We start from the raw sequence: 22072 nt of genomic DNA on the forward strand, positions 1-22072 counted from the left end.
GGTACACAAGAAGTAACCGCTACGCTTGCCGGCACCAATTACGAAACGCTGGAACTGACCGCCAATCTGACCATCACCCCGGCAGTTATAACAGGCATCACCTTTAACGACGGTAGTTTCGTATACGACGGCACTGCCCGGTCACTGTCTTTGGAAGGAACCCTTCCGGAAGGCACATCGGTAAGTTATGGCAACAACAGTCGTACAGACGTTGGTACACAAGAAGTAACCGCTACGCTTGCCGGCACCAATTACGAAACGCTGGAACTGACCGCCAATCTGACCATCACCCCGGCAGTTATAACAGGTATTACCTTTAACGACGGTAGTTTCGTATACGACGGCACCGCCCGGTCACTGTCTTTGGAAGGAACCCTCCCGGAAGGTACATCGGTAAGTTACGGCAACAACAGCCGAACGGATGTTGGGACACAGGAAGTAACCGCTACGCTTGCCGGCACCAATTACGAAACGTTGGAACTGACCGCCGATCTGACGATAAATCCCCTTGCCATTGCGGTAACGGCTGACGATAAAGAAAAAGTTTACGGAACAACCGACCCGGAACTGACCTATACCCATACACCGGAACTGGTGGCTGGTGACAGTTTCACCGGGACATTGACCCGCGAGGCAGGAGAAGAAGCAGGAACGTACGCCATACACCAGGGCACATTGGTTTTAAATGCTAACTACGAGTTGACTTTTGAAGGCGCGACACTGGAGATCAGCAAGGCTCCTATCAGCAATATTACCTTCAATGATGCGGTTTTTACGTACGATGGCAGCATACATCAACTGGCCATTACAGGCGCCTTGCCCGAGGGAACGTCCGTCAGTTATGAAAACAACGGCCGGACAGAAGCGGGTACACAGGAGGTTATGGCTACCATCACCGGCGCAAACTACCAGACCCTGGTGCAGAATGCCGTACTGACTGTAGAAAAAGCCCCCCAGGTTATCGACTTTGCACCGATTGCAGACAGGAACCTGGAAAGCGACCCGGATTTTCAACTGGAAGCCACGGCAAGTTCCGGTCTGCCGGTTAGTTATACCTATACTTACCTGTCCGCAGACCCACCTGCCGGGGTAAGTCCGGACGGAATGGTAAGTCTGTTGAGTTCAGGAGAAGTGAAGATTACGGCACACCAGGAAGGTAATACGAATTACCTGCCGGCAAATGCCGTAACCAGGACGTTACGTATCAACAGCTCTAATACATCCGTTAGCCTGCTGGAAATTAACGGCACGGCTTACGACAACCCCGGGGAGGAAACCTATTACATCATGGATTGTAATAACTTTGCCCCGCAGGTCGAAGTGCACATACACCCGGATGATCCTGATGCAACCGTAAACCCCGGTCGTACCTTTGTAATAAATACTCCCGAAGCGGGCCTTTACCACCGGGAAGTAACGGTTACTTCGCAAAACGGGGAACAGACCAGGAAATACCTGGTCACGGTAGAACGCAGGTTTAGCTTCGGGGATATCGTAGAACAAAAATTCAACAATGTTCTCCTGGTCAATAACAACCCGGAAACTAACGGGGGATATAGATTTGTAGAATACGAATGGTTTAAGAACGGAAAATCCATAGGTACGGAACAATATTATTCCGCCGGCGACAATAATGACGATCTGCTGGACGCAACAGCCGTTTACAGTGTACGTATGACTACAGATACCGGCGATGTACTGACCACATGTGGGGGACAGATTATGCTGGAGGCATCCCTGACTATGAAGGCCTATCCCAACCCCGTACTTTCCGGTGAACTTTTGCACATCCTGGCCGATTTACCACAGGAAGAACTTTCGCACCTTTCCATCAGCGTATATAGCCATAACGGAAAAGAAGTATTGCGTACGACCGGCAGGGATAAAGAAACAGGTATATCGTTGCCACGCATTCCCGGGGTGTACCTGGTACATTGCCAGACCAATCAGAGAAAAAAGACCTTTAAGATTATCGTAAAATAACATTACTTCGCAGAGACGCCTGAACGAAAAACCGTTTCAGATGTTAATGGCCGGAGACTTCAGGCGTCTCTTTTAAAAAGACAAACAAACATTGCGATGAAAAATACTATAGCGTTTACATATCCTGCAATACTGCTTTTAATCATGGCTTTTACGATCATGCCATGTACGGCCCAAAACCATAACGAAGTATCCGTCTATGTTTCCGGACCATTTCAGTCCCTGCGATCCGATGCCGGGGAAGGAGGGGAATACCACTCCCGAAACGGGGGAAGTTTTGGTATAGGATACGGGTATGCCCTTAACGAAAACTGGAGCCTGTTGCTGAATGCCGAAGTACAACTGTACCGTTCGGCATGGGGGTATACGCATGTTGAAGATGCTTATGAAACTACCGATGTGGAAGGAGATAATCTGGAGTTCCGCTACGCGTTTTCCGGGTATAAGGAAAAACAAAAAGCATATTTTATAGAAATCCCGGTGATGCTGCAATATACCACCAAAGGAATACATACGCAGTTCTATGCCGCCGCGGGAGTTGGTGTGGGTTTTGTAGCCGATGCGGATTATTCCGCGGTTTACGACCATTTAAGTACCAGTGGTTATTACCCGCAATGGGATGCAGAGTTACATGCACCCGAATTTATGGGATTCGGTGATTACGGGGCCGGTAAGGTCTCTTCCCGGTCCTTGGAACTCAACACTTCTTATACTTTAAAACTGGAAACAGGCATCAAACAAATACTCAACGATAACCATGCGATGTACCTGGGCATTTACCTGAACTACGGATTAAATGATCTGTCCGAAGGAGACACGGCCACCTCCGTATTAACTTACCAGCCCGAAACCCCGTCCGATTTTAGGATAAATTCCCTTATGACTTCTTCAAATACTTCATCCGGAGACAAACTCAGGGCTGTTGGCTTCGGGCTGAAACTGCGGTATGGTTTTTCCTGGTAGCATATCCCGGTGGCTTCGATACAACGGCCTGAAGGCCACCACTCAGCCACCTCCGCCTGGGCTTTTTAACTTCACTGCCCTCGGTCCTCTTCGAGGTCTTTACCATAGTTCTTTAAAATTTGATCTTAAAAAATACGGAGATAGGGGATTATGTATATTTGTGTGTTATGCGTAAGCTAAAAAAAACAAAGTGATAAAAAGAATATTATTTGGAATTGTTTTCTTTGTTATCGGATTTGGAACCGCAATTTTTGCAGATTCCTTTTTCCGTTATATCATTCAAGACTTGTTTCAATGGACAACAAATAATGGAATTCAATTTGTAGGAAAGGATTTCTACCTTTTTGGAAACCCTATCTATTTCACAAGTTTTGGCTTTGCTTTTCTGATTTTTAGCATAGCAAATCGAAAAGAGGAAACTTTAAAAATATTTCGAAATGGCATTTTGTTAATTTTAATGTTTGGTATAGCTTTAATTGGGTTTAGCGCATTAGATGCAAATCTGAAAATTATTGAGTGTACAGCTTGTAATGATGGAATTAGACAATTAGGATATAATGAAATTAAATACGGATTGATTTTAACGACAAGTGCTGTAATATCTATTATTCCAAGCTTCATAAAAATAATTAAAAACATAAAAAAGCGAGGATAACCTCGTAGTCACTCTTCCTCACAGAAACCCAAACAAACCCACATTTTTTTCTGTAACATATGGAAAACCGTAAGATTATTTAGTAAATTTCCCGGATATTGGGGCTTTATAAAATACAAGGGTGCTATACCGGTTGCAGGCTTCCCTACAAAATCAAATAAAACCAAATGAAAGAACAAAAACCAAAATCAATTAAAACTATCGGGCTTTTAATTGCAGTTTTTTCAGGATTTATCATATTCAGCAATGCAATGGGGGCTTTAACCTGGGCGGTAATGGGAATAGGTGAAGACCTGAATAATCCAAATACGGAAAACGCTGACCCAATAGCATTGCTGTTTTCACACTATATGGAACTGTGTTTAATAATGCTCCTGATAGGAGTTGCCTACCTGATCGGGGGGATTTTTATCCGGAAGTATAAATTATGGGCTAACCGAATGGTTAGTATCTTATCCGTTCTGCTCATTCTGGTAATCTGGGGACTAATGATTGCCATATCGGTATCGACAGGGCAACAGGACGGCATGGAAATATTCCGTTACGGGGCTGTTTTCAGCGCATTGTTTTGGTCAGTACCCCTTGGATTACTGGTTTGGTTTTTAAATAAAAGGAAAATAAAAAAACACTTTGCGTAACCATGCAAATAGCATATCAGCTTATGCCATTTTAATAGACACCCTATAAGCACTATAAGATAATTTTGTATATTTAGAACCACCTATACACCAAAACACCGTTATGAAAATTCCTGGGATTGCGGCATTCTATTAAAAGAAATGGTTGATTGTATATATTTATGCGTTGTCAAACATTTAAAAAAATAATAATTATGAAAACATGGAGTTTCCAAGCAAAAAGTAACCCTAAAGAGATTTCCGAGAAATTAAAATCCTCACTTGGGCGTGCTCACATATTTGCACTTAATGAAAATAATAAAAATTCCCTGAAATTTAGAATACGGAAACGGATTCTATTTGGATGGGACACCATCAATGCGGAAAATAAAGTTATTTTGAAGGGAAAAATATTTCAAATAAATCCTGGAAATGGCTCAAATGTAGAAATTTCTTTTACCAAACACCCTATATTGAAATTGGTAGTTTATTTTCATATTATTCTCATATTAGGTTTGTTAGCAGGGCTAATCTTCAAATCAAGTAGTACCATGTATATATTCATATTTGGGGGAATATTGTCAGCGGTAGGAATTTTAATATGGCTTCATTTAGAGAAGAAATTTGATAAAAATGTTCAAGAATATAGGGCATTGATTTCTGGTATATTAGAACTTTAAAAGGATAAATGTTTGGTAGCACCATGTAAAAAAAAGCTATTTTTTGGATTTTCTATCTAAACCCATCTGGTGCTCGTCTGCAACGAGAACCCATTTTATCCCGACATTTGTAATGTCCCTTTAATGTCGCGTTACAAACGCTTTTTACGATAGGCTCTCTTTTCTGTTGTGTTGAAACGAGAACCAGTTGTGCATCACATTATTCCATTTTAACAGACACCCTATAAACACTATAAGATAATTTTGTATATTTAGAACCACCTATACACCAAAACACCGTTATGAAAATACCACTGCATTGTAAAAAACGATACGCAAAATTGCTGCTTATCGCTTTTATCACCACCTCCGGCACCATACTCCTTGCCCGGCACAAAGAACCATCCCCTCCGGCAAGCTTTAAGATTATTGTTGAAAAAACAGCCAACGGCATTGCCATGCAAAGCGTGGAAGGGACCGCCTGGGTCAATCTGTCCTTTAGCCTGGGCCCCAACCAATCGCAGGCCGTTAATGCGCGCGGAATGGCCGACTTAGACGATGCATCACCTGCAAACAACGAAGAACATGCCGGTTTTATGTTTGTCATCACCAAAACCAAAGACGGCATTGCCCTTAAAGGCGTGAAGGGAACCACATGGAAAGCCCTGAGTTTTTCCCTGGGCGAACACGAAAAGCAAGCCATTGACCAACAGGGCATGACGGAACTTCATTAACTCCCCCAACGACGTTACACTTACCTACTATTAAAAATCATAAAGACAATTGCGTATTTCCGGCATAGCCCGGAATGTATCATTCCCCCAACTTCCCATACCAAAATAAAGAAAAGCTATGTTTTTTTGTAAGATGTGGAAACCCGTAAAATTGTTTAGTGAATTACTAAGATATTAGAGGCTTGTTAAGCAACTTATTAGTATAGACTTATAAAAGTTGTGGATTTTTATAATTTTTTGATATACAAGTTTTATTCAGTTATGGTGAGGCGTATATATACTATGCCAAAAAATGATGGAAGTATATTAAGCGCTTAGTAAGAAAAATATAAATGCATAGATGATAAATAAATAATAGTAAAGTTTAATACTACATAACCAAAACCTAAATTATGATAATTGAACCAATAACAAGAAGTTTTGAAGATTTTGATAATCAAAGCTACGTATCAAAATTCAAGCTATTAGAAATGCTTGAAGGCAGGAGTCAATTTAAAGATGAACTCATTTCAGTTTTTAAAATTGATGCACACAAACCTGGCGTCATGCAAATAGGTAATTCAAAATTACTGATAGAGTCGGTAATGGATATAGATTCCATGTGTAAAAAAATTGATATAGATACCGAAATTAAGTATTTACATCTAAAAAAAATGTTGGAATCCGAGAAAGCTGAATTTGAAATATATAATATAACGGATAATTTTATTCTGAAAAAAAATCGTACGGACATTTTAGTTGCTGAAACCGCATATTCAGCAAAAACTGATATTTTGGATTATTATAATTTTAGCAAGTTTGCCAATTACTGTAGAGATAAAAATTTTCAAGATTTAATAGATGTAATTAAAGAATACTTGAAAGAAAAGAATAGTACTAATCATGATGGTAAAAGCCTAAGATTAATTTATAAAAATGAAGACTCCAAGTTTTATATTAGGGCTTTAACTTCTATATCGGGCTATAAAGATTTTGGTATAAATTTTTCAATTTTTGTTGCCTTGGTTACTTTAGATAAATATGTCAAAGATTCTAAAAATGAGATTTACATAACCAAGTTTAAAATAGATGATTCGAATTTATATATTTCATTCTCACTGAAAAAAGAAGTGAAGGTTAATGAGAATATTTTTCTGACATTTAATTTGATTTTGGAAAATGATGAAATTAAAAGAAGTGCAGTCTCATTTAATGGAATTTTTAAATTAAAATGGAGAGAAAATAAGAAAACAAGTGAAATTTCTTTAAGACCTCAAGGACTGAAAAAAAAGGATTATAATTCTCCAGTAGATTTATTAACATACCAACATAGAGGAAAAGTAGAGGGAGTTTTTGAGAAGATAAAAGAACTTCCATCACTTATGGATTTTTTTATACAACAAGTTACTAAAGACGCTAAGAGTATATCCAGTATCCAAAACCCTGATGACATCAGAAAGTTTATAAGTGATAAAGTAAAAAATTCTAAAAAGGCGGAATTTCAGGTTTACAAACAACAAGTACTCAAAAAATTAATGAGCATTTCGGTAGATAGCACATTTAAGTTGTTTGAATTGCTTAGAGATGTAGAAGATTTATTTGAGCATGATGATATTATTTCCCTTAATTTTTGGAGAACCAAACTATACGAGGCACTAACTCGTAAAGAATAGCTCTATATTATTAAATTTTCTTATGCTAAGTTGTTAGAATAGAGTATTAACAATGATATAAAATTATGGCAGATATTTCACTTTCAGATTTCGTTGACTATGTATCAAAAGCAGGAACTTCTAAATTTTCTAAAGTTAAAGAAATTAGTAGGCGTGAAGATTATCACCCTGCGCTTGATTTTTGGAAAATTTTAAGAGATGCTATTATAGATTTGCATGTAGAAGAAAAGAATAAGAAAGAACTTGACAAAATTTTAGAAGAGTTAAATGACAAGAAAAAAATTAATAGATATCCGGAACTTGTTGAACAGTATAAATCTTTTCTTGGCCGTAAAAAAACTGAATGGTTTAAACCACCATCTAAAGAATGGAAATATGAAGAACTACGAGTTAGGTTAAATCCTGAGTTAGGACTTGAAATAAATAATAAGTTCTATGTTATAAAATTGTGGTTTAAGGCAGAAAAATTATCGAAAAATAAAGCAGATCTGATAATTCTTTTGATGAATGAAAAGTTAAAAAGCAAAAAATATGAAGATGCTATATTTGCTGTACTAGACATTGGGAATAAAAAACTTTACGACAATACAAAACTAACATCCTCAGAATTTTCTCTTCTTGAAGCAGAAGCACTTTCTTTTATGAAAATATGGAAATCTCTTGAGTTTAATTAACATAATATGGATATATTGCTAGACAAGTTCTTTTTAATATAATCTAATTTTGAGAACTATTATGTTTCTCCAAATCCTTAAAAAAAGATAAAAGCGAAATACCTCGCGCTTCACAAAGCTTATCAAGTGTTTCCAAAGGTATTCTGTATCCGTTAGGAGAAGTAATTTTCCGGACTACTTTGGCTTCAATATTATGTTTACGGGAGAACTCGGCAAGTTTCTTGCCTTCAGCTAACCAGGGTTTAATCCAGGTTGTATATATATAATTGCAAACTATTTGGTTGATATCCTGCATATATCAAAGAAACACCATTGGTTTAAAAAAAAAGAGGACGATCGTCCCTTTTTAAAAGTTTTTTATTATATTTACTACAGTTAAACATATATTTGCGATACTTCTATAAGCAAAAATATTAGAAGCAATTGCTTTGAATCTCGAATCGAAAACTGGCACTTTTCAAATGGAAAGAGAGGATAAGTAAGTTTGCTCACGACCCGGGCGTGGGCTCACTTGTCTTTCCACGGTATGCCAGTACCACGATTCGATAAGTCGAGTTCCACGCCTATTTTATTTCCGGTAACTCGTCATGTTTTAAGCAAGCAGCATTCTTTACAGAAGTCTTGCATAGCTGAGCCCCTTTTTTATCCTTGTAGTGCTAAGGCCGTAGCATAATGGAGGGTAAAAAAGGCATACTGCAACCGTCTTGGGTGTGCAGGTAGTGCAGGCAGGTAAGTATTACCTGAACTTATTACTTATATCAAAAACTTTAAAAACACCAAAAAATGACGTACAACCCCATGCAGAGGCATATCCTCAACCGTAAGCTATACCGGTTGTTTAAGGCAGAACAACCGGAAGGGTTTCACGACGCCCTGAAACTGCTGGCCCAAAAGATAGACTGGTATGTAAATGCCTATAGTACCAACGAGCAGCATACCGATAAGATAATACAGGAAATCTTTATACGCCTTTGGCTGCACCGCGAACACCTGGAGTACGGTACTTTTGAAGATACCATACACACGGTGACTTATAAGGTAACACAGGAGTTTTTTCAAAAACCCGAAAACAGCCTGCCATGAGTAGGGAACACCATATAAGTTACCGGCAGATCAATGGCCTCAGGGCAGGCGATGCCACAGCATTCCGCAACGTTTTTACCCTGCTGCACCCCCGGCTCATAGCCTTTGTAAAACCATATACCCGTTGCGATGATGATGCCAGGGACATTGTGCAGAACGTATTTGAGAAAGTATGGCTAAAACGGCAGAACATCGTACACGGTACTTTTGTAAAAGAGGTATTTGCCATAGCCAGGGAAACCGCACAGCAGCATCTTTGCTACCATATGCATTATACAGGACATTTTTAGGGAAGGAGAGGGGGCTGTGCAATACCGGGGCTTCGATACATTCCGGCCAGGGGCCGGAATAAGCCGCCGCCGCCGTTTTGGCTGTATAAATTTGTTTTTACGATACTGTAAAGCCAAAACAAGGCGGTTGAGTGGCGGCCTTCAGGCCGTTGTATCGAAGCCCCCGTTTTACTGTTTAAAAATCCACCACTTGTGTTAAAGTACCCCCCTTTCTTGTTTAAAACCCCGGGGTTTTTGTTTATTTCTCATCGTTTTTGTTCTATGCACCGGCATTTTTGTTTATCCCGGGCATTTTTAAACAGAATGGGCCGGGTTTCTGTTTATCCCCGGTCGTTTTTGTTTATATGCGTCTGTTTCTGTTTAAAAATGCGACACTTGATATCAATCCGCGCAAAAACGAATTCATTTCCCTCATTTTTAAACAAAAACCCCGCTACTTTTGTTTAAATCCCCCGGTTTTTATTTATTTTCACCCCCGTTTTGTTTATATTTCAGTCTTTTTGTTTAAAAATGGTATTTTTTCACAGTTTTTCGCCTGTTTTTTATTAAAATAACAGTGAGTTTTATAAAAATATTCTTGATTTTATATTAATTTTTTCATTTTTAAACATTTTTCACCCTTTTTAAACACTTTTCCCTTTTAATTGTTGGTGTAATTCTCTTAAATAGATAAATTTATATGTGTGAAAAGTGCACAGTGTATAGTATTACCCCCCTTTGCTTTGCTGTAGCACCAGGACATATCTTTTGTCTTACATGATTTTCACAATCGGAATAACATGATATGCATACTTAGGTAAAACGGGATGCGATCTGGCCAGGTACCCGTTTCCTGCGTGATAACTATTTGTCTAATCTTTTAAATTTTTTACGTTATGAGAACACCAACAAAGATTCTCACCAGTTTTACGAGTTACAATAATGCCGCTTTTATACAAAAGGCAGAACTTATTGTAGACAGCATGACGGACAATGCCAGTTTTGCAACACCAATACCGTCGCTTACCGAAGTAAGAACAGCTATAGACACCTTTGGTGCCGCTATAGTAAAAGCCGGGGAAGGGGGGCAGACGGACAGGCTTGCGCGCGACCAGAAGCGAACAGACCTGGTGGCCCTGCTTCAAAAGCTGGCGCTGTATGTACAAATGGAAAGCAACAACGACGAAGTGGTTTTGGCCAGTTCCGGTTTTACGCTCCGTAAAACCCCGGAACCCATAGGCATACTGGCAAAACCCAAAAACTTTGTAGTCGTACCCGTAAACAGGGGGATGATAAAAGCAAGCCTTAACTCCATATACGGGGCCAAAAGCTACCTGTTTGAATACCGCAGGGTCGGGGAGGAGCCCTGGACCGTAGTAGCCCATACCAAGAGCTCGCTTTTGCTCAACAGCCTGGACAGCGGGCGTGAATACGAATTTCGTGTGGCGGGCGTAGGCGCCGCCCCGCAAAAGATATATAGCGAAAGCGTACGGAGTTTTACACTGTAAAAAAAGCCGTGGTGCCAAAGGGGCTGTAGGCCCCTTTGTAAAAAACAAAAGGCCTTCCGTTGTACCGGTGGCCTTTCGTTTTTTTAGAATAGCAGATTAGATATTACGAATCTACACGGACAAAATTACCCTCCGCATCAAAGTCCAGGTCTGTCCCGTCCGAGATCTCCACATCATACCCCGCAGGTTCCAGGTCTATACCCTCAATAAAAAGAGGAGCAGGATAATTTTCCTCCGTATATTCCAGTATCCGTTCCGGCACCAGCCCGTCAGGTACCTGCTGTCCGTTACCGTCAATATCCGTCCAGTTGCCTTCCGCATCCAGGTCTATATCAAAACCATTGCTCAACCTAACCTCATACAACGTACCATCCCCATCTGCCTTATTTTTCATTTCCGCCCGCGTTACCGTAGCCCCCTCAAAATGCGTTTCTATAAGCACTATCCCGGCTGCCGGAAGGTCCGAAGCATCCATAGTACTGTCATTAGTATCATCATCACTACTACAAGCTACAAAGGCACCTACCACTCCCAGTACCGCCAATCCTTTAAAAAAACGTTTTTTCATTCCTATAAAATTTACAAATCATTCCTATACTTTTACCAATTCCGTAGCGTACGGCCACTATTTATAAAACCCGCCCCTCCCGGAACACTTAAACCACATCTACACATTTTGTGTATAACCCGAAACCCGGTGGCTTCGATACAACGGCCTGAAGGCCGCCACTCAGCCACCTCCGTTTCCGGCCGTGCAACCCGCAACCTGCAACCTGCAACCTGGAACCTGCAACCTAGTCATCAATCCTCAAAAACTCCCCCGCCAAAGTAAACTCCAGTTCCAGGTCATTAGCCAGTTCTACTTCGTACTTAACAGAACCCCTTTCCATTTTAATTATTGTCTGCATAGGAAAATTCTGTTTAACATAATCGCCTATTTTTTCCGGCACCAGCGCGGCGGGAACGGGGTTATGGCTACCATCTATTTCCTTCCAGTTGCCCTTACCGTCAAATTCCAGTTTCATGGCATTGTCCAGCAATACCTCGTAGTCCGTTTTTACCAGGTAATCCACATCCTTGACCACCTGGATGATCTTCTGTTCCTTAAAATTCGCATCCAGGAATTCCTGTGCCGGTTTCGGAAGTTCCGCTTTCGTAATTACAGTTTCCTGTGCATTTACCCGTGTACCAAAGAGCATTATGGTAAGCACCGTAAACACCGCTATAACATTCCTTTTTGTTTTCATGATCCTGTTTTTTATGATTTACAGGACAAAATTGAAAAACGATTTGGGAAAGAATTGGGAATGTTTTTCCGCTTCCTTTTTCAGGGATTGTTTTTCCGCAGTACAAACGAATGCTTCCCTTCATAACGATATGCCAGGGTAAGGGCAGGGTAGAGGTGAATAATGGATTTAACGATGGCCAGGCCCAGCCCTGTGGAGCTTTCGTTTTGTTCGTTTTTATAAAAACGTTCGAAGATACGGTCCGGGTCCAGGGGCGTTTCCCCGGAATTGGAAATGACCATCTTTTTTTCCGAAATAAACACATCCAGTGTTCCGCCTGTGGTATTGTGAACAATGGCGTTCTTCAGCAGGTTGTTTAGGAGAACAGTAGCCAGGTCCCGGTTCATATCCATGATAAATTTCCCCTTTTCGTCTATGGAAACCGTGATCTTTTTATGTTCGGTCAGTATCTCAAGATCGGACAAGGAGCGGGGTACAAGTTCGTTGATAATTATACTTTCGGAAGGCCGGAACTGCCGGTTCTCTATCCTCGAAAGCATAAGTAACGAACGGTTTAATCTTTTCAGGCGTTGGAGTGTACGGTTTATATCGTCTATCTGCACCAGGTCCTGTTCCGGAAGGTCCTGTTTGCTCATGAACAATTCCAGTTTGTTGGTAGCGATGGCCAGGGGCGTTTGCAATTCGTGCGAGGCGTTTTCGATAAATTGTTTTTGCTGGATGTAAACCGCTTCGTTCCTTTCGATCATCGCGGAGACCTCGTGGTATAACTCGTCGAACTCCCGGACATTGGCCGTTACGGGCTCCAGGTTTTTGCGACCACCTATTTTATAATTCCCCAACTGTTCCATAAGGCGGTAAAAAGGGGTCCAGGCCTTTTTCAGGATAAAATGATTGATAAGTATAATACTGACCACCAGGGCTATATACAACACCACCAGGGCCGTGAAAAGATCCTCCATAAGTTCGTCCTCTTCCACCGTAGAAGTATAGATTTCCAGTTGGTATTCCTGTCCTTTGACCTGAAAAATGGTTTGTAATACCCGTACCGGTTCATCGTCATCGTCATAAGGCATATACATTTTGGAATTGTATATGTGGGACTTCCGGGAATAATCGCCGGGCGGGAGCGGGGTTATTTTAAAACGGGCAATATCGTATTCGCGGGTTTGCAGTATTTCGGGGTTTCCTTCGGCTTCATGTATAATACGCAGCCGGGTGTCTTTGAGTCCGTCATCTATATTATCGTATACTTCTTCAATGATATACATATAGAACAATGCGGCCCAGAGGGCGATAATGCCCAGGATGGCAATGACCAGGTAGCGTAGTGTATAATTCTTAAGGGAGCGTTTTTGCATGATTTATACGATTTTATACCCGACACCGTATACGGCCTGTATATCGGCTTCGGCCCCGGCTTTGTTCAGTTTTTTCCGGAGATTCTTGATCTGGGAATACACAAAATCCAGGCTATCGGCCTGGTCCGTATGATCTCCCCATACATACTCGGCAATGGAGGTTTTGGTAATGAGCCGCTGCGGATTGGTAATAAAATAGTACAGCAGGTCAAACTCCTTCCGGTTGAGTACCAGTTCGCGTTTATCTACCTGTACTGTCCTGTTTTCCGGGTCTACGGTGATATTGCGCCAGCCGATGTGCTGTTCCCCGTTCTGGTTCCTCCGCCGGATAGCCGATTTTACCCGGGCATTCAGTTCGGCCAGGTGAAAGGGTTTTGCCAGGTAATCATCCGCACCCAGTTCCAGCCCCAGGACCTTATCATCCACCGCATCTTTTGCCGAGATGATGATAACGGCTTCCTGTTTTTTCAGTTTTTTGATCTCCGAGAGCAATTCCAGTCCGCTTCCCCCGGGAAGCATAATATCCAGGAGTATACAATCATATGCAAAAGAAATGATCTTATCCAACGCACTGCGGAAGTCGGTAGCGGTCTCTATAAGGTACGTCTCTTTTTCCAGGGACTTTTTCATGACCTGTACCAGGTCGTGCTCGTCTTCTATAATGAGGATTTTCATAAATACTAAATTACTAAGAAACTGTAAGAGCATGTTTAAAAAGAATTCAATTGGCTAAAAAATGCCCTTTTTGCCCCATATTTTGTCTTTTTCTCGCACCATAGCTACGGCTATGCAGCTCAAAAAAGCCTTCATATGGAACAAAAATCATCATTTTTTCGCTACAATCAATCCTTTTTAAACATGCTCTAAGGGTAACATGTAAAAGTACATTCCAAATTAGGAATGATTTGGGAATGCGTTCCGTTTGTTACATGCCGTTATAGGCAAAAGCCTTCGGGATGGCAGTTCCGAAGGCTTTTGGAAGTAGGGGGCGGCCGAAATAGGGCAATGTTATTTAGTGAAGCAGGTTTATTCATTTTTATAGCCTTTTTACGGCTCCCCTCTTCATCCCGATGATTATCGGGAGAAGAGGGGTGGACCGCTTTGCGGTACGGGGAGTTTTGACAGGCGCAGACCTTGGCATATACACATAAGTGTTTACGGTTATACCAATGGCCCGGGATTTCAAACCCTCCCCCCTTCGCTGCGCTCGGGTACCTCCCTTCTCCCGATAATCATCGGGATGAAGGGAGGAGCTTTTAGAAGCTTATAAAATATAGAACATATTAAAACTACTATAACACTACGAAATAACATTGCCCTAATTTCGGCTACCCCCGCAGCTAAAAAATAACGGGTATGTTATTTACTCTTGATTCCAGCCGCCACCCAGGGCGCGGTACATATTTACCATGGCGCTCATTTGCTGCATTTTGGTCTCTACCAGTTCAAACCTGGACTCCAGGGCATCTCTTTGTGTGAGCAGTACCTCCATATAATCTGCTCTTGCGGACCTGAATAGTGTATTGGAAATATCAATAGACCGGATAAGTGCATCGACTTCTTTGGATTTTAAATCGTAGCTTTTTTCCAGGTTGTCTATTTTCGCCAATTGGTTGGCTACTTCTATATACGCATTCAGGATGGTACGTTCGTAATTGTAGACTGCCTGTATCTGCTTGGCGTTGGCGCTGTAATAGGTGGCCTTTATCTCGTTCCTGTTGATCAAAGGAGCGGTAAGGTCGCCGGCAACCGAGTAGAGCAGGGACTCCGGGGTGCGGAGCAGGTATTTGGGATTAAAGGCCTGGTAGCCTATACCTGCCGAAATACCTAACGAGGGATAAAAACGGGCTTTGGCCACTTTTATATCCAGTTTGGAAGCCACGAGTTCCAGTTCCGCCTGCTTGATGTCCGGCCGGTTTTCCAGCAGTTGCGATGGCAGGCCGGAATGCACCTGTTCGGGGACCAGGTCACTGAACGCTTTGGAATCCCTTGCTATAGACCGGGGATACCGGCCTACGAGAAAATTGATCCTGTTCTCGGTTTCCGTGATCTTTTGCTGTATATCGAACTGCAGGCTCCTGGTGTGCAGTACCTCCGCTTCGAATTTGCGAACGGCCAGTTCGTTGACCCGTGCGGCTTCTTTCTGTAATCTTACAATCCTGAGCGCATTGGTCTGAATGTCGATGTTCTGCTTTACAATATCCAGCTGATTGTCCAGGGCCAGCAATTCGTAATAGGAATTGGCAATTTCCGCGATCAGGTTGGTAATCACGAAATTCTTTCCTTCCATAGTGGAGAGATACCGGCTTACGGCAGCTTTCTTAGCATTGTGCAACTTGCCCCAGATATCGATCTCCCAGGAAGCATAAGCGCCTACGAGATAATCCTGTAAGGGCTCCGGCATTTCCCGTCCGGGTTTGATATCGGTAGTGGCTTCGCTGGCGCCGAGGCTTGTGTATCGGCCCTTTTTGTCCACCGCAGCACCTCCTTTAAGGCCTATGAAAGGCAGGTATTCTCCCTTTCGGGCCCTTACCTCGTTGCGGGCAATCTCCAGTTCCTGAAGGGTGATGTTCAGTTCCTGGTTGTTTTGCAGGGCTTCGCGGATAAGCGTATCGAGGTGAGGGTCGGTAAAATAGTCCTTCCAGTTTATTTGTGCGGAATTCAGACTGTCTTCGGACTGGTTTGCATACTGTTCCGGAACCGTGGTATCTTCCTGCACGGTTTCTAAAGCAGGGGCGCAGGAATACAACATAGCCAGTGCAAAAATCCCGATCCAGGAGGTTTTACCATAGTGTACTATATTTCTTTTATTCATCGTCTGATCTTTTCATTAATTTTGTCAAAAGCGCATTCATTTTGCGGATTTTGTCCTGTATTTTGCTTTTTCCTTCACTTATTCGCATAAGTTCTTCCGAAACAGGCTCCGTATCTTCGTCCCGGATAAGTTGTTTTCCGTCGGACATCTTCGCAAAAATGTAGTATAACCCCGGAATTACCAGTACCCCGAGCGTAGTTCCCAGGAGCATTCCTCCCATGGCAGAACCACCTATGGTTTTGTTTCCTATGGCTCCTGCTCCGGTTGCAATAACCAGCGGTATCAGTCCGGCAATAAATGCAAATGAGGTCATCAGGATAGGCCGGAACCTTACGCGGGCACCTTCAATGGCTGCATCTTTAATAGAAGCTCCCTGCGCTCGTTTCTGAACGGCAAATTCGATGATCAGTACAGCGTTCTTTCCCAAAAGGCCAACCAGCATGATAATACCGATCTGCGCATATACATCGTTTGCAAGCCCCATCATTTTTAGTAATAAGAAAGAACCGAAAACACCTATGGGCAGGGAAAGAATAACGGCCAGTGGCAGCATAAGGCTTTCGTACTGGGCGGCGAGTACGAGGTATACAAAAACAAGTACGATGGCAAAAATGTATACAGACTCGTTTCCGCGGGATGCCTCGTCATACGAAAGGCCTTCCCACGCAATGTCATATCCCCTGGGCAACGTTTGTGCGGCGACCTCCTTTATAGCGTTAATGGCATCTCCGGAAGTGTACCCGGCTGCCGGAAGCCCTCTTATGGCTGCGGAATTGTAAAGGTTATAACGGGTGATCTCGTTTGGTCCTAATTTCTTTTCCAGGGTCATAAAAGAAGAATAAGGGACCATTTCCCCTTCCTCGTTTTTGACATAGAGTTTTTCCAGGTCGGACGGCATTCTCCGGTACTCCGGGGCCGCTTGTGTATAGACTTTAAAAAACCTGCCGTATTTGATGAATCCCTGCTCGTAAGTACTACCGATAAGGATATTCAGGTTTTCCATGGCTTTTCCGATAGAAACGCCTTTCTGCATGGCCGCTTTGTTGTTGATCTTTAGTTCGTATTGCGGATAATTTGCAGCAAAGAAGGTAAACAACCCGGTTATTTCCTTGCGTTGCTTCAGTGCCTCCATAAAGTTGTCATTAATTTTTTCGAACTCCTGGAAATCCGTACCGTTCGTTTTGTCCAGCAGGCGCAGGGAGAACCCTCCGGAAGAACCGAACCCGGGAACGGCCGGTGGTTCGAAATACTCTATAACAGCCCCGAGATCTTTGGTCTCTTCTTCCAGTTCTTCCATAATTTCATGGACACTGTGATGGCGTTCTGACCAGGGTTTCAGGTTAATGAGACAGGTACCCGCATTAGAGCCCCGTCCTTCGGTCATGATCTCGTATCCGGCCAGGGAGGAAACAGACGCTACGCCGTCCATTTCTTCGCAGATCTTTTGCAGTTTCCTGGCAACCTCGTTGGTACGTTCCAGGGTCGACCCAGGGGGCGTCTGTATAATAGCATAGATCATTCCCTGGTCTTCATTCGGAATAAATCCGGCCGGTAATACCCGGTTCGTCAAAAAGATACCGGCACAAAAAGCGATTAATATACCAAAGGTCATTACCCTCCGGTTTACGATGAGTTTCAGAAGGCTTACATACTTTCCCGTCAGCGTATCGAATTTACGGTTAAACCAATCTATAAACCGGTCTACTGGCGATTTCCTCCTGGCTTTCCCATGGTTGTTTTTCAGCAACATGGCACATAATACGGGGGTAAGCGTCAGCGCTACAATAGCAGATAGTATAATGGAACCGGCCATGGTGATGGAGAATTGCCGATAAAATACTCCCACGGGCCCGGTCATAAACGAAATGGGAATAAACACGGACACCATAACCAGTGTAATAGCCAGAATGGCCCCGCCTATTTCTCCCAGTACGGCATAAGATGCCTTGTAAGGCGAGAGGTGTTCTTTTTCCATCTTCTCATGGACGGCCTCTACCACCACAATGGCGTCATCTACCACAATACCAATGGCCAGCACAAGCGCAAAGAGCGTAATCAGGTTTATGGAAAGTCCGAACAGTTGCATAATAAAGAACGTACCTATTAAGGATACGGGTACGGCGATGATGGGGATAATCGTAGAACGCCAATCCCCCAAAAACAGGAATACCACGATGGCCACCAGTATAAAGGCATCCCGAAGCGTATGCAATACCTGCTCTATGGAAGCATCCAGGAAGTTGGATACGTCATAACCTATTTTGTAATCTATTCCCGGGGGAAAATCTTCTTCCAGTTCTTTAAGTTTTTCCTTAACGGCGTCAATAACATCGCTACCGTTACTTCCGAAGGTTTGTTTCAGTACAATGGAGGCCGACGGGTTGCCGTCCAGGTTGGAATAGATATCGAAGAATTCGCTGCCCAGTTCCACATCGGCAATATCCCGGAGTTTTAGTATTTCACCGTCTTCTTTAGCCCTGATGATGATATTCTTATAGTCTTCCGGTTCATTATACCTTCCCTGGTATACGAGTACATATTCGAGGGACTGGGTCTTTTTGCCCGAACTTCTTCCCAGTCTTCCCGGGCGGGCGATAATGCTCTGTTCATCCATTGCTTCCAGGACCTCTTCGGCAGAGACTTTATAGGCTCTCATACGATCCGGCTTCAGCCACACCCGCATGGCGTATTTGCGGCTACCGAGTATTTGTGCGCTGGCTATACCGTTTATACGCTGAATTTCCGGAATGATCTTGGTGTATGCGTAATTGTACAGAAACTTTTCGTCGCTGCTTTTTTCTTTACCGTATAAATTCACATACATGAGCATACTGGGCTGTACGGGGGTGATGATAACCCCTTCCCGTTGCACGAGTTCGGGGAGCAAAGGCATCACCTGGTCTACCCGGGTCTTTACGCGGACTACAGCCTGGTTCGGATCGGTGCCCGGTTCAAAAATGATACGCAGGGTCCCTTCGCCCGCACTGGTGGCATCCGAAGCGATATAACGCATTCCCTGGACACCGTTGATGGATGTTTCCAGGGGAATGAGCGTCGATTTTACCAATACATCCGCACTGGCTCCGGGATATGCAATAAAAATATTGACCGTAGTAGGGGCAATTTGCGGAAACTGTGATATGGGTAGCTGTTTGATGGCCAGTAAACCGACAAAAACGATGATTACCGATATGACAATGGCCAATACCGGTCTCTTTATAAATTTAGCAAACATTTTGTGCTGTTTTTAGGTTTGAATTACTCTGCATACATGTCCAGGTTCGCTATAACCTCTTTCGGCTCTTCTACTTTATAGGCGATCTTTTCACCGTCCTTGACCATCCGTATCCCTTCGAGTAATATTTTGTCGTTAACGGACAAACCTTTATCTACGATGAATAAATGCGGTAATTCTCCTTTAATGAAAATTTCCCTTTGCCTGACGCGGTTTTCTTTGTCGATGACAAACACAAACTTTTTACTCAGGATTTCAAAAGTGGCCTTTTGCGGTATTATCAGGGCGTCTTTGTAAGGAACATCCATAAGAATACTACCTGTTTCTCCATATCTCAAAAGCCCTTTGGGATTAGGGAAAGTGGCACGAAACGGAATATTACCGGTGGTGTTATCAAAGTCTGCTTCTATGGTTTCGACAACCCCGGGGTTGTCGAAAATGCGGTTGTTGGCCATGAGGAGATTGACCCGGGTGGGAGTATCTTCTTTAGCCTTGGACATATAGTCCAGGTACTCGGCTTCGGGAACGTTGTAATACACCCACATGTTACTGTTATCGGACAGGCTGGTGAGTAATTCTCCTTCTTCGAGATAACTGCCCTGCCTTACGCGAAAGCGATCGATGATTCCGTCAAAAGGAGCCCGGATCTCGGTAAACTGCAGGTGCACCTTGTTGAGTTGCATTTCTGCCCTGGCTTTGTCCAGCCTGGCTTTGGCCATGGCCAGTTCGTTCGGCGCCACAACGTTACTGTCTGCCAGTTTCTTGGTATTCTGGTATTCGATTTCCGCAAATTCGGCTTCGGCCCGGGCTTTTTGTAGTTCGGCCTGGTAAAGATTTGGCATAATGCGGAATAACAACTGTCCCTTTTTAACAAATTGTCCTTCGTCCACATAAATGTTTTGCAGATAACCCTTTTCCTGTGCTCTCAGTTCTATATGTTGTATAGATTGTATCTGGGCCACATAATCTTTGGTGATCAACGTATCCTTTTTTATAGGATTGGTAACAAGGAACTCTGTAATCTCTTCTTTTTTTTCTTTTTTGGTACTGCAACTCGTATGGCACAACAGGGCACACAAGCTTGTGAGCATGAGAATTTTCTTCATCACAACTTTAGTTTTTTAGTAATACAGTTTTAGGTAGATGATTTTAGTAGTAGGATATAAAGATGGCATGGAAAGTACCGGTCTTACAGCAAATAAATAACTGCAGAACGTTTCCGTACCGAAATATATACAAAAGGAAAGTACAGGCAGATCTTACCTACTCCGGAATGCCTGTAAAAAGATAAATCATATCCGGAATACGCGAAACCGGATGTACAAAGGTGTTAAGGATAAAAAGTGGGAAAAATGCCTGGAAAAGAATAAACGTTTTTTGGCGGGGTAAAGAAAATTGCCAAAAATAAGGGCATAAAAAAGAGCAGTAATATGTACATTACCGCTCCCCGAATGTTTTTTTAACGAAATTAACTCGTTATATTCTTCTTCGATATTTCTTTCTTCGGTTTCGTGTCCCCGTTTTTCCCTGTGGAGGGAAGCAGGCCGGATGACGAAGTCCGGATGGTCATGTGCCGTTTCCAAGCCGGCAAATTCATAACTCTCCAGGTTGGATACCGGCGCCACGCCTTCATCGTGGTCCATATGAGCGTAGAGCAGATGATGTCCACTCAAAAGAAAAACGCTCAACGATATAAAAAACCGGATTACTAATTTCATATCGGGGCCAAAACTAAAGAAAGTTAATTAGCCAGACAAGGGGTCACTCGTTAAATAATGTTAGATTTTCGTGAAGCTTATTTTAAAAAGGTGTTTTTTGATTTTATTGAAGTTTTTTCCTCCAATTTTCCGATGTTTTCAAAGGAAGGAACATGGTTATCTTAGTATTTTTCATGTTATCCCCAAGGAAAGGAGGGGTAATAAGGCAATTTACGGTAAGAATGTTCCCTGTCCTTATGAGCCCGTAATAAAAGTAAAGAGACTACAATAATTATTGCAGCCTCTTTACTGTAAAATACTTTTTTAACGGAAGAATGTTATTCCGTTATTTCTGGATCCATTCTCCGTTTTCGTTAGCATAAAGAACACTGGCTTCTTCACCGATGGTTACTTCCAGTTTGTATTCTTTAGCTTCGTTTACAGACGCCTTGTCTATAGTAGCTCCGGCATAATCTCTCTCTAAAGCCTCTGTAATGGCAGCAGGAACCTCATCTGCAGAAATTTCTGTAAACTCTTCCTGGTTAACTGTAATTACCAGATTCTCGTTAGCATCTGTAGTAGTTGCTGCCTGGGTAGCAAATCCTCCTAAAACTAATGCTGCTGCTAAAAATAAATTTTTCATGATCTTATATTTTTTAATTAAACTTAATTGTTTGTAGTTAGTATATAGAGATTTTCGTGCCATAGAAGCCATTACTTGTTAATTGTCTGATTTTTATCTGGTTATGGTTTTTTAGATATGTGTAATAAGTGTGTAACTTTTGATGTATGGGATATTTATGTATAGATAATATACATTTTACAGGTATCGTAATAATATAAATATCTATAATACAGTAGATAATGCCTTTGGAATAAAATAAACCGGGGTGTATCTTTTTCCGGTTTTAAAAGAGAAAAGT

General features: G+C 42.4%; 20 protein-coding genes. 11 read left to right on the forward strand and 9 right to left on the reverse strand.

The window, feature by feature from the left end; translation table 11 throughout:
* From ACVBDU_RS20330 to ACVBDU_RS20380, 11 genes are all read left to right on the forward strand, one after another.
* Positions 1-1983, forward strand: a 1983-nt coding sequence (locus tag ACVBDU_RS20330) for an MBG domain-containing protein (RefSeq protein ID WP_447181527.1), incomplete at its 5' end; no start/stop codon positions are given.
* A gap of 96 nt (positions 1984-2079) precedes the next feature.
* A complete protein-coding gene (locus ACVBDU_RS20335; RefSeq protein ID WP_447181528.1) occupies positions 2080-2946 on the forward strand; it encodes an outer membrane beta-barrel protein in 867 nt (288 codons plus the stop codon).
* A gap of 190 nt (positions 2947-3136) precedes the next feature.
* Positions 3137-3601 carry a hypothetical protein gene (locus ACVBDU_RS20340; RefSeq protein ID WP_447181529.1) on the forward strand — a complete coding sequence of 155 codons (465 nt, stop codon included), beginning with the start codon at positions 3137-3139 and terminating at the stop codon, positions 3599-3601.
* A gap of 167 nt (positions 3602-3768) precedes the next feature.
* Positions 3769-4239: a hypothetical protein gene (locus ACVBDU_RS20345; RefSeq protein ID WP_447181530.1), complete on the forward strand. Its 471-nt coding sequence runs from the start codon at positions 3769-3771 to the stop codon at positions 4237-4239.
* A 194-nt stretch (positions 4240-4433) separates the two neighbouring features.
* On the forward strand, positions 4434-4898 hold the full coding sequence (locus ACVBDU_RS20350) for a DUF423 domain-containing protein (protein ID WP_447181531.1): 465 nt from the start codon (positions 4434-4436) through the stop codon (positions 4896-4898).
* Positions 4899-5179: 281 nt separating this feature from the next.
* Complete coding sequence (locus ACVBDU_RS20355) at positions 5180-5611, forward strand: hypothetical protein (protein ID WP_447181532.1); 432 nt, start codon at positions 5180-5182, stop codon at positions 5609-5611.
* Between the two features lie 392 nt (positions 5612-6003).
* Entirely contained in the window at positions 6004-7263 is a 1260-nt protein-coding gene (locus ACVBDU_RS20360; RefSeq protein ID WP_447181533.1) for a hypothetical protein, read from the forward strand.
* A 65-nt stretch (positions 7264-7328) separates the two neighbouring features.
* Entirely contained in the window at positions 7329-7937 is a 609-nt protein-coding gene (locus ACVBDU_RS20365; RefSeq protein WP_447181534.1) for a hypothetical protein, read from the forward strand.
* A gap of 783 nt (positions 7938-8720) precedes the next feature.
* Positions 8721-9020, forward strand: a complete 300-nt coding sequence (locus tag ACVBDU_RS20370) for a hypothetical protein (RefSeq protein WP_447181535.1) — start codon at positions 8721-8723, stop codon at positions 9018-9020.
* A complete protein-coding gene (locus ACVBDU_RS20375; RefSeq protein ID WP_447181536.1) occupies positions 9017-9310 on the forward strand; it encodes an RNA polymerase sigma factor in 294 nt (97 codons plus the stop codon). The genes ACVBDU_RS20370 and ACVBDU_RS20375 overlap by 4 nt, the downstream gene beginning before the upstream one ends.
* An 875-nt stretch (positions 9311-10185) precedes the next feature.
* Positions 10186-10797: a hypothetical protein gene (locus ACVBDU_RS20380; protein WP_447181537.1), complete on the forward strand. Its 612-nt coding sequence runs from the start codon at positions 10186-10188 to the stop codon at positions 10795-10797.
* Between the two features lie 103 nt (positions 10798-10900).
* Here the strand turns inward: ACVBDU_RS20380 and ACVBDU_RS20385 are convergent, their stop codons facing one another.
* From ACVBDU_RS20385 to ACVBDU_RS20425, 9 genes are all read right to left on the reverse strand, one after another.
* Positions 10901-11365 (reverse strand): PepSY-like domain-containing protein, encoded by a 465-nt coding sequence (locus ACVBDU_RS20385; RefSeq protein WP_447181538.1) that lies wholly within the window; start codon positions 11363-11365, stop codon positions 10901-10903.
* Positions 11366-11591: 226 nt separating this feature from the next.
* A complete protein-coding gene (locus ACVBDU_RS20390) occupies positions 11592-12044 on the reverse strand; it encodes a PepSY-like domain-containing protein (protein ID WP_447181539.1) in 453 nt (150 codons plus the stop codon).
* An 80-nt stretch (positions 12045-12124) separates the two neighbouring features.
* A complete protein-coding gene (locus tag ACVBDU_RS20395) occupies positions 12125-13402 on the reverse strand; it encodes a sensor histidine kinase (protein ID WP_447181540.1) in 1278 nt (425 codons plus the stop codon).
* Between the two features lie 3 nt (positions 13403-13405).
* A complete protein-coding gene (locus tag ACVBDU_RS20400) occupies positions 13406-14077 on the reverse strand; it encodes a response regulator transcription factor (RefSeq protein WP_447181541.1) in 672 nt (223 codons plus the stop codon).
* A 688-nt stretch (positions 14078-14765) separates the two neighbouring features.
* Positions 14766-16217 carry a TolC family protein gene (locus tag ACVBDU_RS20405; RefSeq protein WP_447181542.1) on the reverse strand — a complete coding sequence of 484 codons (1452 nt, stop codon included), beginning with the start codon at positions 16215-16217 and terminating at the stop codon, positions 14766-14768.
* On the reverse strand, positions 16210-19452 hold the full coding sequence (locus ACVBDU_RS20410) for an efflux RND transporter permease subunit (protein ID WP_447181543.1): 3243 nt from the start codon (positions 19450-19452) through the stop codon (positions 16210-16212). The genes ACVBDU_RS20405 and ACVBDU_RS20410 overlap by 8 nt, the downstream gene beginning before the upstream one ends.
* A gap of 23 nt (positions 19453-19475) precedes the next feature.
* Complete coding sequence (locus ACVBDU_RS20415; protein ID WP_447181544.1) at positions 19476-20558, reverse strand: efflux RND transporter periplasmic adaptor subunit; 1083 nt, start codon at positions 20556-20558, stop codon at positions 19476-19478.
* A 186-nt stretch (positions 20559-20744) separates the two neighbouring features.
* Positions 20745-21170, reverse strand: coding sequence for a hypothetical protein (locus ACVBDU_RS20420; protein WP_447181545.1), 426 nt, complete (start codon positions 21168-21170; stop codon positions 20745-20747).
* 325 nt (positions 21171-21495) lie between these two features.
* On the reverse strand, positions 21496-21855 hold the full coding sequence (locus ACVBDU_RS20425; protein ID WP_447181546.1) for a hypothetical protein: 360 nt from the start codon (positions 21853-21855) through the stop codon (positions 21496-21498).
* Positions 21856-22072 lie beyond the last annotated feature (217 nt).

This window comes from Sinomicrobium endophyticum, assembly GCF_052983315.1.